Here is a 14,790-nt window from a genome sequence, read left to right on the forward strand (position 1 = left end):
ATCCACGCAAGCTGAATCCGACAACTTCTCTTTTCAGACCTCATCACCCTTGAAGGAATACCCGTGACGACATCGAATGACATGGACCGCCCCCAAACAGCGGCCCAGGCCCGGCCCGAACCGGGCATGAGCGGCAGGCAACGGGTCAGCCTGATCGTCCTGCTCACCGCCAGCTTCACCCTGGCCGTGGACTTCTCCATCCTGAACGTCGCCCTGCCCACCATTGGTGCGGACGTCGAATTCAACCTCGAACACCTGCAGTGGATCGCCACGTCCTTCGCCCTCTGCGCGGCCGGGCTGACACTGCTCTTCGGCCGGGTCGCTGACCTGGCCGGCCGACGACGAATGTTCATCATCGGCATGGCCCTGCTCGGCGCCGGCTCCCTCCTCGGCGGCATCGCCACCGAACCGCTCCTGTTGATCATCGCCCGCGTCGCCCAAGGTGTAGCCACCGCCATCGTCGTACCGGCAGCTCTGTCACTGCTGCTCTCATCCTTCCCGGAAGGAAAGGTCCGGGAAAAAGCGCTGGGCCTGAACGGAGCCCTCATGGCCGCAGGGTTCACCACCGGGGCCATCCTTGGCGGGCTGCTCACCGATCTGATCAGCTGGCGGTGGGCGTTCCTGATCAACGTCCCCGTCGCGGCCGCCGTGCTGGTCCTCGCTCCAATCGTTCTAGCCGAAAGCCGCCCCACAGAAAAGACCCGGCTGGATGTTCCCGGAGCCATCACGGTCACCCTGGGCCTGCTCGCCCTCGTCTTCGGACTCACCCACGCGGCCGAAGCCTCCTGGACCGATCCCATCACCGTGGGAGCCTTCGCCGCAGCCGTCATTCTGCTGGTCGCTTTCGTCGCCGTCGAGCGACGCGCAACCGCTCCACTTGTGCCGCTGGCAATCCTGAAACGCTCCACCGTAGCGTGGGGCAACGTGGCCGGGATCCTGGCGTTCGTTACCGAAACCTCGTTGGTCTTCCTGCTCACCCTGTACCTGCAGCGGGTCCTCGGCTACACCCCGCTCGGTGCGGGGCTCACCTTCGCTGTCCTGGGTTTGGGCACCGTCCTCGGCGGAATCCTGGGACCAAAGGTCATCGGCAAGATTGGCAACAAACGCGCCATTGTGTACGGGTTCATCGTCCAGGCCATCGCTACAGCGTCACTCGTTCTACTCAGCAACGACCCCGCAGCGATCATCCTGTTGCTGATCGCGACGTTCGTCGGGGGCGTCGCGAACCTGGTCGTCATCGTAGGGTTCATGGTCACCGCCACCACAGGCCTGCCCGAAGAAGAAGCAGGCCTCGCCACCGGCCTTGCAACCATGAGCCAACAAATCGGCATCACCATGGGCATCCCAATCATGAGCGCCATCTTCACCTCCCAGCTCCTGGCCATCGGATCAGCAGACGCCCCGGCAGTCCTCACCGGAGTAACCCTGGCCGTCTGGGTCAACGCCGCGCTCTGCCTGGCAACAGCACTGGCCGTCGCCCTCTTCCTGCGCCCAACAACAACTGAGCAAGCCCCAGCCCCCTATAATCGAGCACCTGCATAAAGCCCAGGGGCATGCCACTCCAAGATGAGCGGCATGCCCCTCCCCATGACCTGTGCCCCCGCAATTTCTGGGCGTCGAATCTCAAGTCGTACACGACAGCTGCACCGGCGGCCGCGGCATCCTGTGAAGGATCGTTTTGTGGGTACACCAATCGCAGATACGCGCGAAAAGCCGCCATGCACCGCTGAAAATCACACCTCTAATCCCCGCCAGCTGACGTCAGCTGCCCAACACCCCGAACTGACGTCAAGGCCTCCTGAGGAGAGCAAATGTCGATTACGCGCGGGACCCTGGCTTGTTCTCAGGAGAGCACGATTCACAGCACGTCCTTCGGCCACCTCGCCACTCGCGACGCTGAGAAATCTCCGCGTTCAAAACCGAACCTGAAAACCAGCAGCGATATACGCTTGACGCGTTACGCTTCCTGTTTAGGCAAAAGCAGTAAGGGTAACCCTAGAGCCCGTCGCAGCAATTATGGCCTCCGACAAAGACATTTGCGGGGCCAACCCTCCGGCGGGGTACACCCTGGGCCCGTGACGAATCCAAGCTTTTGGCGAGTATTCCGCAGGCTCTCCGAGGATTGCAGCTAGTGGAGAAGGCGCGCTGCTCCGCGCCTGTGCCGGACCACATCAGGGCACTGGTGAAGGTCTCGCCCTCAGTGGCCCTGCACAACTAGCTCCGGCCCAAGCCAAGCACTGCTTTCTGTCAATCCCGTACGGAGGGGCGTCGCCGCGCCCGTGGGGTATGAGTTTGTCCAAGCAGTGGTTTTACTTAGGCTAGCCTTAGCTAATAAAATTTCTCGGATGACCACGCAGCTTGAATTCGCGCGGGTACCTTTCGCTGCCGATCTTTCGAGCTACGGAACCAGGCCTGCCATCATCGCCGACGGGCTCACCTTGACCTATCAGGGCCTGGCCGAGCGCACCGCGGACCTGGCCAAGGCTCTCGGCACGGAGCGTCGCCTCATTGCACTGGCCGCATCGAACGATGTCGAATCTTTGGTCGCCTATCTCGCCGCTCTTGCGTCCGGAAATCCGTTGATCCTTCTTCCCGAAGACAAGCCAGCGGCGCTGGATTCCATGATCGAAGCCTATGATCCTGACGTTGTGCTGCGCTCGGCCAACGGCCGGTTCAGCCTCGACGAACGACGGCCGAAAAGCAGACACGAACTTCATCCAGACCTTGCCCTGCTGCTAAGCACATCTGGTTCCACAGGTTCACCAAAGCTGGTCAGGCTCTCCCACGGCAACCTGCAAGCCAACGCCGAGTCCATCGCCACATATTTAGGCCTCACCTCGGACGACCGCGCCGCCACCACGCTTCCGATGTCGTACTGTTACGGACTTTCGGTCATCAACAGCCATCTGCTCCGCGGCGGCACCCTGGTACTGACCGGCCTGTCGGTGGTGGACCCATGCTTCTGGGACCTGTTCCGGAATGCGCAGGCCGCTTCGTTCGCCGCGGTTCCCTATACGTTCGAACTGCTCGAACGTGTAGGTTTCGCGGAAATGGAGCTGCCCAGCCTCCGCTACATTACCCAAGCCGGCGGCCGGCTTGCGCCCGAAAAAGTCCGTGCCTACGCCGAGATCGGCAAGCAGAGGTGCTGGGATCTCTTCATCATGTATGGCCAGACCGAAGCGACGGCACGGATGGGATACCTTCCTCCGCACCTCGCCGCCGACAACCCCGGAGCGATTGGCATACCTGTTCCCGGCGGCACCTTCCGCATCGACCCCGTCGATGGCTTGGCAGACGGGGAACTGATCTACAGCGGACCGAACGTCATGCTTGGGTACGCGCAGGCACCCCACGATCTGGCCCAGGGCCGTACCGTTACCGAGCTGCGGACCGGTGATCTGGCGCGCAGAAACGACAAGGGACTCTACGAAGTGGTCGGGAGGCGCAGCAGGTTCCTCAAAATCGTCGGCCTCCGGGTAGACCTTGGCCAGGTGGAAAGCCTCCTGACCGGCCTCGGCGTCACAGCGGCAGCCGCAGGCACCGATGATGTCCTGACCGTTCTTGCCGAGGGCACCCACGACATGCAGCTCCTGACCAAAGTTCTGGCCCAAGGCATCGGACTGCCTCGAGCCGCCGTCGACCTCCGCCCAGTCCACGAACTGCCGCGCCTGGGCAACGGGAAAGTCGACTACAGCGCCATCACCGCCCTTGCCGGGCGCAACGGCATCGACACCGATCCCACCACCGCACAACCCGAAGGACAGCGCGCGCCGGGCGCCCCGCCCGGCGCAGAAACCGAGACCATCCGCCGCATCTTCCAAGAGGGGCTTGAGCTCACAGAAATCAAGGGCGGGGACAGCTTCGTATCACTCGGCGGCGACTCCCTGTCATTTGTAGCGGTGTCGGTCCGGTTGGAACGGCTCCTCGGCAACCTTCCCCCCGGCTGGCACCTTAGGACCGTCTCCGACCTGGAAGCCAAAAATCCTGTACCCAATAACCCGGGACAGGGCGCCCGCCCCTCCCGGCAGAAGCGTAGACCCGTTACCTCAGCCATGGATACCAGCATCGTTCTCCGGGCCATAGGCATCATCCTGATCATCAGCACCCATATCGGCCTCTTCGAATGGCAAGGCATGGCGCACGTCCTGATCGCCGCGTCAGGGTTCAACTTCGCCCGATTCCAGCTCAACGGTCACGGACTCCCCAGGCTACGCCGCCAACTCACCGCAGTGGCCCGCATCGCGGTGCCAAGCATGCTCTTCATCGGCGTTGCATACCTCCTCACGGACCGGTACACCGTAGCCAACGTATTGCTGCTCAACGCCCTGATCGGACCCGAGCAGGTCACCACACAATGGCATTTCTGGTTCATCGAGGTCATCGTCTACATCCTCGTAGCGATGTCGGCTCTGCTCACAATCCCCTGGCTCAACCGGGCCGAACGCCGGTTCCCGTTTCTTTACCCGCTGGCACTCTTCGGCACGGGACTTCTCACCCGCTACGAGGTCATCAACCCGGACATCCCCCATACCCTCCCCGCCCTTTGGCTTTTCACACTGGGCTGGGCACTCGCGCGGTCGCACCACCTCCCGCAACGCATCCTCGTCTCAACGCTCGCGGTCCTCACCATCCCAGGGTTCTTCGACGATCAAAACCGGGAACTCACCATGATCGCCGGGATCCTGCTCCTGACCTGGCTGCCTACCCTGCCCGTGCCCCGCATCCTCAGCAAACCAGCCGCCCTCCTGGCCAGCGCCTCCATGCACATCTATCTCGTCCACTGGCTCATCTACCCCCTCGTGAACCCCATCAGTTCAACCCTTGCCGTAGCGGCCTCCCTCGCCGCAGGCATCGCCTACCGGAGCCTATGCAACATCACGGTCCATGCATATCGCCGGCGCATGCTCCGCAAACCGAAAGTAGGCCGGGAGCCCACGGCGTCCGCTCGCCAACTAACTCCCGTCTAAACCACCGTTTGTGGGGTTGCCCGCAAATCGTGGACAGTTGATCAGGCGGCTTGTGCCGGCTGAGGTTGTGCTGTGGAGAGCAGTAGCTCGTGCTCCACAGGAGTGTTGAAGCCCAGAGCTGAGTGCAATCGGACGCGGTTGTAGAACTCCTCGATCCAGCGACCCGTGGCCATGATCGCGTCGTGCCTGGTTGCCCAGCGGCGGCGGTCGTAGAACTCGGTCTTGAGCGTGGACCAGAACGATTCCTGCATCGCGTTATCCCAGCACACGCCGGTCCTGCCAACGGATTGGAGAATGCCCAGCTTGTCGCAGACGTCGTTTAGTTGGGCGGAGGTGTACTGGGTGCCGCGGTCGGCATGGAACACGACACCGGCCGGGCCGCCGCCGCGCAGGACGTAAGCCATGCACAGCGCGCGTTCCACCAGGCTGGCCGTCTGGACCGAGTCCATCGCCCAGCCGATCACCCGCCGGGAGCAGGCGTCCCTGACAGCACACAAATACACCCAGCCCTCGCCGGTGCGAAGGTAAGTGATGTCCGAGATCCAGACCGCGTCCAAGGTCCCGGTATCCCACTTTCTGGCCACCAGATCCGGGATGGAGTGCACCCGGACCTCCCCGACCGGAGTCACCGGACGGAAACGGCGCGGCGAGATACCTTCCAAGCCTTGCCGGCGCATGGACGCCGCAACGGTCTTCCGGTCAACAGCGGTCCCATTCCGGGCCAACTCCGCGCGGATCCGGGGCGCCCCATACGTCCCGCATGACTTCACATGCGCCTTTCGGACCTTCACATCCAGATCCGCCCGCTCCGCGGCGCGAACCGTGGCTTCTGAATGGACTCGTTGGCGCCAGGCATAGAACCCGGACCGGGACACCCGTAAGAGCCTAGCCATCCGCTGGACGGGATAGTTGGCCTTCTCGGCCTCCATCAGTTCGAAGCATTCCGATTCTGCTGCTTGGAGGCGAAGAAGGCTGCGGCTTTTCCCAAGAACTCGTTATCCATCCGCAACTGCGCATTTTCCCGGCGCAAACGCTCCAGCTCCGACTTCTCCGTCTCGGCCGCCGCGAACTCCTCCGGAGCCGCCAAACGCGCCCTCTCCTGAGCCACCCACCGGCCAAGCAACTGCTCACCCAGACCCAGTTCGCGGGCCACCGGCGCGACCGGCCTGCCCGTATCAATCACCAGACGCGCGGCCTCCCGCCGATACTCAGGAGTGAATTTACGTCGTGTCGTGCTCACAAGAACACCTTCCCGCAGAATCCCAGGATCCCGCTACTTCAGGTGTCCACCAACAGAGGCTAACCCCATTTGCTAAGAATGAAATTCGATGGCCCCTCAGTTGCGGGGCGCACGAGGATTCCGAGGGCACCGCGAGGGGTTGATGTCGGCGTTACACGGCCATCAGGAATTTTTCGGCGGTCAGGCCAGCACATCGGGTACGACGATGCTCTGCCTTGGCCTCGCTGAGGTCGGCCGGGCCGTCGCGGCTGTGATCCTTTACGGCGCCACACATCGCCGCGCGGGCAGGCAGAGTTACTTGCCAACTCGATGACCAGGGCGGCCGAAGCCGGTCGTTCTGGTGTGATCAACACCCAAGAAGAGGAGGACCCGTACTCGGGATGGGACGGAACCGACCATTAGGCCAAAACCGGCAGGATCGGCATCAGCCACCGCGCCGCCGCCGATCGGCCGGGTTCGCTCCTGGGAAGAAAAGGAGGAAGATTACGTGATGGAGTTTGAACTACGGATCATCGCGGATTGCCCACATAGTGCGCCGGCCCTTGCGCTGCTTCGTGCCTCGCTGGCGGATGAAGGGATTGATGGAGAAGTCCGGGTAGTCGAACTTTTTCGTGAGGAACAGGCCCAGGCGCTGGGTTTCCACGGCTCGCCATCCTTCATCGCCGATGGCCGTGACCTGTTTCCCTCCAATGCGCCTCCTGCCCTGACCTGCCGGCTCTATAGCCGCGGCAGCGGTGCCGGCGGCCTGCCCATGCAGAAAGACATCCAAGCCGCCCTCCGTCAGCTCAACAGCGATACTTAGGCGCGGCGTGACGTTCGTTTGCCGACTCTGGCCCGCGAGCAGGTCAAAGGTCTCAATCCCGCCGAAGGTGACGGTGTCCAGGAGGATGTCCTTGGGTAATTCGACAACGTTGCGTGCTGAGTAGGAAAGCGTTAGCCAGGACGGGCTCCAGCCTGTCAGGCCTCGACTGTCAGTGCCCGGTCACGACGATGAAGAGGCCGTGGATGGGTGAACAATCCCCCGGTCCTTTCCCGGCCGGCGCCGGTGACCGTCAGGTCGACGGCCCGGTTCCAGGGGTTGCCCGAGCTGCCGGCATCTGTCAGGACAAGCGTCCGGCAGCTGTTCACTGTGCTGATCATCGCAATCTCCGGCGCAGGGATGTCTGATCGATGTGTGGTCAACCAGGAGGGGGCGGCTCGGCGGAATTCGCCCACGCGTCGTGGTTCTTGATATGGCGGCCGGTTTTGCCTCGGCTCAGGGCCTGCCGGATCGATATTTGGGTAAAAGCAGACGAAGGGACTTCCGTCGGGGCGAGCGTGAGGTTTTCCTTGGTAAGAGCTGTTTCGATGGCCTTGACTGTTTCCTCTCCGAGCCCAACGACCTCGGTCAACAGTTCCGCCTTTGACCGGCTGATTAGCTGGCCGACGGAATTGACTCCGACCCGAAGCAGGGCCTTAACGGCCTTCGTTGGAAGTGCCAGTTCCGTAACGGGACGAACGCGGTTCAGTTCGCGTTCTCGTAGCCTCCCGTCAAGCGGCGGGGCTAAATTTTTGGAGCCAGCCAGTGGCGATGGACTCCCCGCGCTGCCGGTTGTGTCATGGAGTGCTTTGCCCATGGCTTCTTCTCCGTGTAGTAAAATGCCGCCGTGACGGCCTGTCCGTGGTGACACCATAGGTGTCCGAAGGAAATCCTGCAACCGAAGCGCAGAGGTACGGTGACAAGGCGGAGCATGGAGTGATCAAACTAATGCCATCAACAGTATCGAGGGCTAACATCACGCTGCAATGCCCTCTGCCCCTCCCCCATCCCTGCGTCGCCTGAAGTTCCCGGGCCCGAGGATGGTCGCTGCACACGCTCCCGCAGAAGCCTTCTTCAATGGGGACAGGAGGACAATGCGGGTGGGCTTGGATGGACGAAAGGATATTCGGGGCGTTCGTGACCAACCTATCAATTGAGATGTCCAGCGCGGAGGCCTGAAGGCTGGCGCTGCACGCATAGCGGCTCTGTCAGCTCGGCGGTGAAGTGAATCGTCAGTTACCCGCGCCAACCGTCAAGCCGTGCCCGGCCGACTCCGTGGGGCCCTTGCTCCGTCGGCCCGGTCCGGGGTGAACCGCACATCTACAGACCGGGCAACCATGCCTTTCAACGTCTCTGTTTCCGGACGTATGGCACCGGCATTGCCTGGGGCCCTGTCGCTGCACACCATCGACACCCTGAGCCGGAGCCTGAAGAGTCTCGGGGCCCACCTCGACGACGCCGTAGCCCCCGCCGTGGCGGCAGGTGGCTTGCGGAATAGGAAGATCGGCAGAGCCCGGGAGCTCAGAAGTGCTGGGAAACACAATGGCCGGTATCGTCGGACGTCAAGGCCGCGCAGCAATCAATCCGGGCAGGGAGGAACTGGAATTCCATCCAGGATGCTAGATCCCGGCCGCGGCAGCAACCGCGATTTCCAGTGCGTTTATGGGTTCCCGTTCAAGGATGTCGTTAATATCCGTGCCTATCCCCGCAAGGAATCCGTGACTTGCGGCGGAATGGATTGAGAGCAGCATAGATGGCTGGAAGGGTAGCAGAGCAGCGGAGTTTAGGCTCTGCCGCAGTTCGGTGAGTTTACCCGGCCGATACTCTGCACCCAGCCTGTAAGCCAAGTCCTTGCCCGTGATGACGGCGTTCCCAACGAGGTTGTACGTCTTGTCTTGGTGCTTTTCGGGGTTCCGGGCGATGATGGCCGCTGCTTCCGCCAGGTCGTCCCGGGCAACGGCGGCGACGCCGCCCTGCCCGAAGGGGGCAGAGATGACGCCTTCATGCGGAGTCAGGAGCTAGCCGATCAGCTCAGCGTAAAGACCGTTCCTCAAGATGGTCCACCGCGCCGTTCCGTTGCAAAGGCGGCGCTCTGTCCAGCGGTGCGCCAGTGCGAATCCCAGGTGATCGCCGGCGTCAGTAAGGCTCGTGTAAACGATGTGCCTGACCCCATCTCGTTCGGCAGCCGTGATGGCGTTGTTGTGCCTGGTGATCACGATGTCGTCTTCTTGGGCTCCCGCGGACACCAAAACCAGTGTCTCCACGCCTTCGAAGGAGATCGTTTCGGGAGCGTCGAAGTCGAGGGCCCGGAGCTGGCTGGTGGAGTTTGGGTTACGGGTTGTTCCGGTCGCCGGCGCACCCGCCTTCTTGAGGCGGCCGAGGATAGCTGTGGCAAGGTGGCCGGAGGCTCCGGTAACGAGAATCATGGGCAGGCTCATTTCACTGGTACTTTTCGGTAACTAGACTCATCATCGGGAACCGAACAAGGGCCCACAAGGAGGCACGTTGGTGTTAGGCAGTCACATGGCAGTAACCCCCGTCCTGGAGCCTTGCGGCGACGCCGCCCACCCGGATTGCGGGATCCGAGACGTCCTGGACCGGATCGGTGACAAGTGGTCGGTGCTGGTCATCGTGGAGCTGGCCTCCGGCGTAAGACGTTTTCGAGAGCTCCAGCGGGCTATCGATGGAATTTCGCAGCGCATGCTGACCCTCACGGTGAGGCGTCTTGAACGCGACGGGCTGGTTTCCCGCACGGTCTACCCCACCGTGCCGGCCCAGGTCACCTACGAACTCACTGAACGCGGAAACAGCCTCACCATGCTTGTCAAACAACTCGCGGATTGGTCTGCGGAGCACAAAGACGCCATCGGCGCATCCCGCGAGCTCTACGATCACCAAAACCCAGACCACCAGATCCGCTAACCCAACCCGACTTCAACAGGGGCCGGTTCACGGCCCTTGGGGGATTCGCGGCCGAGAGGTTTCAAGCCACATCGCGATCGAACTAAGAGCGGCCGGGCCGCCCGTAAGTGATAGGTGAACGGACACGAGCCATCATTCTTGATGGCTCGGCAAGTTCCGTGAAGCCATGCTGGGCATAAAGCCCGTGAGCATCCGCCGTTGAAAGCAAAATCCGCCTCAGGCCCAAGGGTTCCAGATCCGCCATTACACCTGCGGCGAGCATCTTGCCGATGCCCTGACCGCGGGCTTCGGTCGCAACGAACACGTCGCATAGCCAACCAAAAGTAACTCCATCAGTCACGACGCGACCGTACGCTACTTGCTCTCCACTCTCGATGTCGTACACTCCATAGTTCCGGGAGGCATCAATAGCGGCATCTTGCATTTCACGAAACCGACCTCGCGCCCAGTAGGACTGCTCGCTAAGCCACAGGTGCACGCGGGCACGATCAACCCTGTCCGAGTCGGCAGAGAAAAAATATCGCTCAGTCATGACAACACCCTATGGCGAACGGGCAACGTGGTTCACACACTGACCGCCAAAGGTTAAACGCTGGGCTTGGAACAGAGCGGTATACACCCGTATCCCTTCAGGCCGTGGCGTCCTGAACGACGACTGCCGACGACCCTGGTCAGAACCGCAACGAGCACACCACAACATGGGCGTGACCGGATGCCCACATCTGCGGACGATGGATGGCTCGCCCTCGAAGTCCTTGAATTGCCCAATCTTGTCTTCCAGACAAAGACGGGAGACCAGCCCGAAGCGGGGTTTAGCGACGGACGCTCCGTCTAACGGTCAGCGATCCTTGGCAATTACACCGTGGCGTCTTACGCCCCAAATGAAGAGCCTCCGGGAGCCTAGGAGACGTATGACAGGAATCCCAGGTAGATCGGTATTTCCGCGCCCGCGTGGAAGAGCGGTGCGGGGATGATGCTGCCGGAGCTGCGAGTGAGGTAGCCGCCGATGAGACCGAGCGGGAATGCGAACAGCCCAATAAAGATGAGTGCGGAGGCCGTGTAAGTCACGCCGACGTGCCAGGAGGCAAAGATCGCAGCCTGGATACCGGTCGCCCCGTAGGGGCCGAAGGCGATGTTGAGCTTGGACAGCAGCAGCCCCCGGAACATCAGCTCCTCCAGGAATCCATTGGCGGCCGCCGTTGTCAGAAGCGGGGGCGTCAGGCTGAGGTAACGGGCGACGTCGAGGGCGCCTTGAGGGGGCATGAAGCGTGAGTGCGACAAGGCGCCGAAAGTCAGTGCGTAGAACGCAAGGAGCGCGACGATTCCGATCACGTACGCCCTCCCGAATCGACCTCTGCGCAGATAAATTAAGGCCAGCGAACTCCTTGAGATCCAGACCACCACCAGCACGGCGAGGACGGTGAGCAGCAGCTCATCGAGCTCGATGATCACCGTGCCCGAAACCGTCGAAGCCAAGGGGTTCCCGGCGGCCGGAGGGCTGCGCAGGATCCGGCCTGAAAGGAATCCGGGCACGTAGCGATCGGCCACGATGAAAAGGGACATACCGAACAAAGCCAGGGGGATTTCCCAGTAAGCGTGCATGGCGGCACTGCGCCGCGCCAGTAGGGCGACGGCAAGCAACACCGCCGGGACGACCAGGCCGCAGGCGAGGCGAGCGGCATCACCGGGAACGTACCCGGCTGCCACGGGCAGGAATCCGGCCACGATGCAGGCGGCTCCGAAGCGAGCCGCCGGCATCGGCGTGAGCGGCGCTCCCTGCGTGCCAAGAGGGTCTGGAGCTGTTAGAGAGGTTTTCGTTTTCGCCCGTTGCCGGTTAAATGCAAGGTTTGCCGGGCTCTGGTGCTTTGAGTTCATGGCCTACTGCTCCCCGATGGGATGAAAGACGGCGGCCGGTCAACGTGGATCCGTTTGGCGCGCGCCCAAACCACCGCGTTCTGCCCGGCAAATGATATGGCCAGGGCCAAGAGCAGTTCGCCGACTACCAAGCCCTGGGGATGGTGTGAGCTCGGGTCGAAGAGTGCGAACGGCAACCGCATCCCCATCAGAACAGCCCACGCTACAAGCGTCATCGCTGTCCCCTTGACCATCACGTAGCCGGCATCGGCCCAGACCCGGAACGTTGTCCCCCGCCAGAGACCGGCAGCCAAGCCGATCACAATACCGGCCACAAAAACGGCTGCGCCTCCCACGTCCATGGCGAGAGGTTGGCGCGCCAGTTGCTGGAGCCCAATGAGGCCAAGGCCCGCCGGGAACAGCACCAGCCTTCGAACCCTGAGAGGTTGGGCACGCATCTGGCGGTACAGGACGAAAGCGATCAAAGCCACGTAGATTCCAACGTTGACCGCGAGGCTCCCAAACTGATCCGGGGACATCCTTACACCTCCATGGAGCGTATGTCTTACCGTAAGATGTACGCTACATCCATGCAGGAATCTGTCAAGACCCCCCGGAAACGGAGACCGCGCGGTTCTTTGACCCGGGAGCAGGTAGTCGAAGCAGCGTTGGCGCTAGCCGACGAAGAAGGCCCCGAGGCCCTCACCATGCCGATGCTGGCCCAGCGCCTCAAATGCGGGGTGATGACCATCTACGGCTACGTCGTCAGCAAGGATGAGCTGCTCGCAGCCATCGCCCAACGCGGCCTCCGCGACCTCCGGCTCCCTCACCCTCTACCCGCTGACGCCGCGGAAATCCTACTTGCCTGGGGACGGGCACTTCGCCTGAACCTGCTCGAGCACCCGAGCCTCCCGCTAATCTTCCTCTCCCGCCCGGTCATCGGACCCGGCATCCTGCACGGACTCGAAGCCCTCCTCGGGCCCTTGGCCAACGCCGGAATGCAGCCCTCGCGGAGCGTCCACGCCGTCTACGCGGTCCTGACCTACGCCACAGGATTCGTGGCATGGGAAGTACCACGCACCCACCGGCAGCCGCCAGCGACCTACGCCGCGAGCTGGCGGCGGGAAGTTGCCAGCCTGCCTCCAACCGACCTTCCCCTTCTCGCCGGCCTCCTCGACGAACTTCCAGAGGTCGCCGGCCAGGAACAGTTCGAACTCGGGCTGGCAGCCCTGACCACCGGCCTGACCATCAACCCCTTCCAATAAAGTCCCGTCCAACAACATGCCGCACACCTGCGACTTGCAACAACCAAGAACCAGCCATCAGCAGGTAGGAATGCTCCCCCGAGAGCCACCCTTGCGACCGCGGCCCGCGACGACGTCCATTAGATCTCAGACATGTACCTCCCGGAGTCCGGCCTCCTTCCAACGACAGGCCTGAGGTGAATTACTTTCAACGGTTGCCAGCCGGGCCCCTAGGAGGGCCCGTCTGTATCTCTGGCCAGCCACGTCAGAGCGTCATCCCGTGAGGTGAAGAACCGGGTCGGGCAAGGCGGAATGTGGACGTTGAGGAAGAAATTGGCAATCACACGGTCCACGGGGCTCGCGCCAAGGAGTGCAATCCTGTTTGCGGCACATGGAATGGAGAACACGGCGCGCGCTTCTCGGGCAACGTGCTCCGTGGTCGCCATGTCGACGAGCATGGGGTACTCCGCGCCGCAGGCGACAGTATTGACCGCCGTCATAGCCGCCCGTGCGTCTTGAACTTCGATGCGAACCCTCGGGTTCCACATCAAATGAATAATTCCGTCCGGACGCAACGCGACTGCGCCCTTGCCACCACGAACGATGACACCAGTACCTTGTCCACCCCGCATCGGGGAATCGTACCTTGCAGGTGACCATAGGGTCACCAAATAAAATACAGTTCACCAACCGCATCCGGGTCCCTGGTGCGCATTGCCGCCCGCGGTCTGATGTGGTCTTGCAGGAGCAGGTTACCCGGGGCGCCACCGCCTCCGCGCGTCCTGCCGCCCCATAACGGGCCGGGGAGGGCCGGAAGCCTCAACTTCGCACCGTCGGACACCATAGCCCAGCGCTCCGCCCCCCCTCCCGGGCTGCGTTGATCCGCCTTCAAGTGGGCTTTTGATGAGGGTTCTCAGTTGCAATGATTGATGGAGAATAGTGTTCATGAATGAGGCGAGAATGGGGCGTCAGGGAACGCTGTTATTTCTCATCGATAGGGCTCCTCGCAAATTCGACGGGACGACAGAATACCTGAGAGTGACAGTGGAATTAAAAGGCCTGCGAGCCAACAAAAGCGTTTATGATCAGAACAAGTGGGCGGGGCTGCTGTCGTTTTTCGAGGAGCTGGCACTCAACAGGCATGGCTGGGACGGTGAAAAGAAGTTTGACTCCGTGGAAGGCGATTTCCGGCTGTGCGCTTAGCACGACGGACTTCTCCGACTTTCCTTCGAGCTCGAGGACTACGTCCGGTCGGCGCCGTGGGTCGCCAAAGGGGAAGTCACCCTGGATCCCGGCCTAGAACTGACCGTCGCACTGGAGGCGCTCCGCGCTTTGCTCGCCCCCACACGACCGTGAGCTGCCCGAAACAAACAACCCAGCTTTACAATCCCATTGTTTCCCATGCCGGCGGCCGGGCTTTGTAGGCCCACCAATACAAGCACAGCTGGGAATGACGTCCAGCCTCCTGGAAACCAACGAACTCCGCCTGCGACGGCTCAGTACCGAGAGATTTGCACGTTTGTGAAACCGGCGGCGGGGCAACCCTCCTCGACTCGCCAGGCCCGTAGTCGTGTTCCGCATTCCGCCAGCGAATAAGCTGGCCCATCGCACCGAGCAGACGCGGAGGGAGTACGAACCTTGATCCAAGCTGCAGAATTGTCGTGTTTTTCCTAACACGGAAAACTCGACACAAAGCAGTCAATTCGTCACCTTGGCCTGGTGTTTGGTCCAGGTGCAAGCACAATTGGGGCAAGAAACAGATTA

Annotated in this window: 14 protein-coding genes; 6 read left to right on the forward strand and 8 right to left on the reverse strand. The window is 62.0% G+C overall.

The genetic code is table 11. The annotated features are described in order from the left end of the window. The first annotated feature begins 126 nt into the window (after positions 1 to 126). Together AC4EEO_RS10210 and AC4EEO_RS10215 are read left to right on the forward strand one after the other, a co-directional pair. Positions 127 to 1,542 (forward strand): MFS transporter, encoded by a 1,416-nt coding sequence (locus AC4EEO_RS10210; protein ID WP_491340417.1) that lies wholly within the window; start codon positions 127 to 129, stop codon positions 1,540 to 1,542. Positions 1,543 to 2,345: 803 nt separating this feature from the next. Next, positions 2,346 to 4,967 carry an AMP-binding protein gene (locus AC4EEO_RS10215; protein ID WP_491338801.1) on the forward strand — a complete coding sequence of 874 codons (2,622 nt, stop codon included), beginning with the start codon at positions 2,346 to 2,348 and terminating at the stop codon, positions 4,965 to 4,967. Positions 4,968 to 5,008: 41 nt separating this feature from the next. Here AC4EEO_RS10215 and AC4EEO_RS10220 read toward each other — a convergent pair. Continuing rightward, positions 5,009 to 6,207 (reverse strand): IS3 family transposase gene (locus AC4EEO_RS10220; RefSeq protein WP_491338802.1). Its coding sequence is split into 2 segments (ribosomal slippage): positions 5,009 to 5,940 and positions 5,940 to 6,207, totalling 1,200 coding nucleotides; the frame shifts between segments, so codons are not numbered across the junction. A gap of 490 nt (positions 6,208 to 6,697) precedes the next feature. On the opposite strand from AC4EEO_RS10220, the gene AC4EEO_RS10225 reads away from it, so the two are divergent. Then, positions 6,698 to 7,009 (forward strand): hypothetical protein, encoded by a 312-nt coding sequence (locus AC4EEO_RS10225; RefSeq protein ID WP_491340418.1) that lies wholly within the window; start codon positions 6,698 to 6,700, stop codon positions 7,007 to 7,009. 155 nt (positions 7,010 to 7,164) lie between these two features. Here AC4EEO_RS10225 and AC4EEO_RS10230 read toward each other — a convergent pair whose 3' ends face one another. The 3 genes from AC4EEO_RS10230 to AC4EEO_RS10240 all read right to left on the reverse strand — a co-directional run bounded on the left by AC4EEO_RS10230 (position 7,165) and on the right by AC4EEO_RS10240 (position 9,432). Further along, on the reverse strand, positions 7,165 to 7,347 hold the full coding sequence (locus tag AC4EEO_RS10230; protein WP_491338803.1) for a hypothetical protein: 183 nt from the start codon (positions 7,345 to 7,347) through the stop codon (positions 7,165 to 7,167). A gap of 38 nt (positions 7,348 to 7,385) precedes the next feature. Continuing rightward, positions 7,386 to 7,823 (reverse strand): DNA-directed RNA polymerase subunit alpha C-terminal domain-containing protein, encoded by a 438-nt coding sequence (locus AC4EEO_RS10235; protein ID WP_491338804.1) that lies wholly within the window; start codon positions 7,821 to 7,823, stop codon positions 7,386 to 7,388. Positions 7,824 to 9,024: 1,201 nt separating this feature from the next. After that, on the reverse strand, positions 9,025 to 9,432 hold the full coding sequence (locus tag AC4EEO_RS10240) for an NAD(P)H-binding protein (RefSeq protein ID WP_223994930.1): 408 nt from the start codon (positions 9,430 to 9,432) through the stop codon (positions 9,025 to 9,027). Between the two features lie 97 nt (positions 9,433 to 9,529). Here AC4EEO_RS10240 and AC4EEO_RS10245 point away from each other — a divergent pair, with 97 nt between their 5' ends. After that, entirely contained in the window at positions 9,530 to 9,928 is a 399-nt protein-coding gene (locus AC4EEO_RS10245; RefSeq protein ID WP_223994928.1) for a winged helix-turn-helix transcriptional regulator, read from the forward strand. 82 nt (positions 9,929 to 10,010) lie between these two features. On the opposite strand, the gene AC4EEO_RS10250 is transcribed toward AC4EEO_RS10245, so the two are convergent. The 3 genes from AC4EEO_RS10250 to AC4EEO_RS10260 all read right to left on the reverse strand — a co-directional run bounded on the left by AC4EEO_RS10250 (position 10,011) and on the right by AC4EEO_RS10260 (position 12,321). Beyond that, positions 10,011 to 10,460, reverse strand: coding sequence for a GNAT family N-acetyltransferase (locus AC4EEO_RS10250; RefSeq protein ID WP_223994926.1), 450 nt, complete (start codon positions 10,458 to 10,460; stop codon positions 10,011 to 10,013). Between the two features lie 368 nt (positions 10,461 to 10,828). After that, positions 10,829 to 11,803 carry a CPBP family intramembrane glutamic endopeptidase gene (locus AC4EEO_RS10255; RefSeq protein WP_223994924.1) on the reverse strand — a complete coding sequence of 325 codons (975 nt, stop codon included), beginning with the start codon at positions 11,801 to 11,803 and terminating at the stop codon, positions 10,829 to 10,831. Further along, positions 11,800 to 12,321: a hypothetical protein gene (locus AC4EEO_RS10260; RefSeq protein ID WP_461841122.1), complete on the reverse strand. Its 522-nt coding sequence runs from the start codon at positions 12,319 to 12,321 to the stop codon at positions 11,800 to 11,802. The genes AC4EEO_RS10255 and AC4EEO_RS10260 overlap by 4 nt, the downstream gene beginning before the upstream one ends. Before the next feature lie 51 nt (positions 12,322 to 12,372). On the opposite strand from AC4EEO_RS10260, the gene AC4EEO_RS10265 reads away from it, so the two are divergent. Next, on the forward strand, positions 12,373 to 13,047 hold the full coding sequence (locus tag AC4EEO_RS10265) for a TetR/AcrR family transcriptional regulator (protein WP_223994920.1): 675 nt from the start codon (positions 12,373 to 12,375) through the stop codon (positions 13,045 to 13,047). Between the two features lie 209 nt (positions 13,048 to 13,256). Here AC4EEO_RS10265 and AC4EEO_RS10270 read toward each other — a convergent pair whose 3' ends face one another. Further along, on the reverse strand, positions 13,257 to 13,658 hold the full coding sequence (locus tag AC4EEO_RS10270) for a SpoIIAA family protein (protein WP_461841123.1): 402 nt from the start codon (positions 13,656 to 13,658) through the stop codon (positions 13,257 to 13,259). Positions 13,659 to 13,971: 313 nt separating this feature from the next. On the opposite strand from AC4EEO_RS10270, the gene AC4EEO_RS10275 reads away from it, so the two are divergent. Continuing rightward, the gene (locus tag AC4EEO_RS10275) at positions 13,972 to 14,229 is read left to right on the forward strand and encodes a DUF6228 family protein (protein ID WP_491338805.1); all 258 of its coding nucleotides are present in this window, start codon (positions 13,972 to 13,974) and stop codon (positions 14,227 to 14,229) included. Positions 14,230 to 14,790: the final 561 nt, after the last annotated feature.

The sequence above is a fragment of the Pseudarthrobacter sp. MOO13 genome (assembly GCF_058267655.1).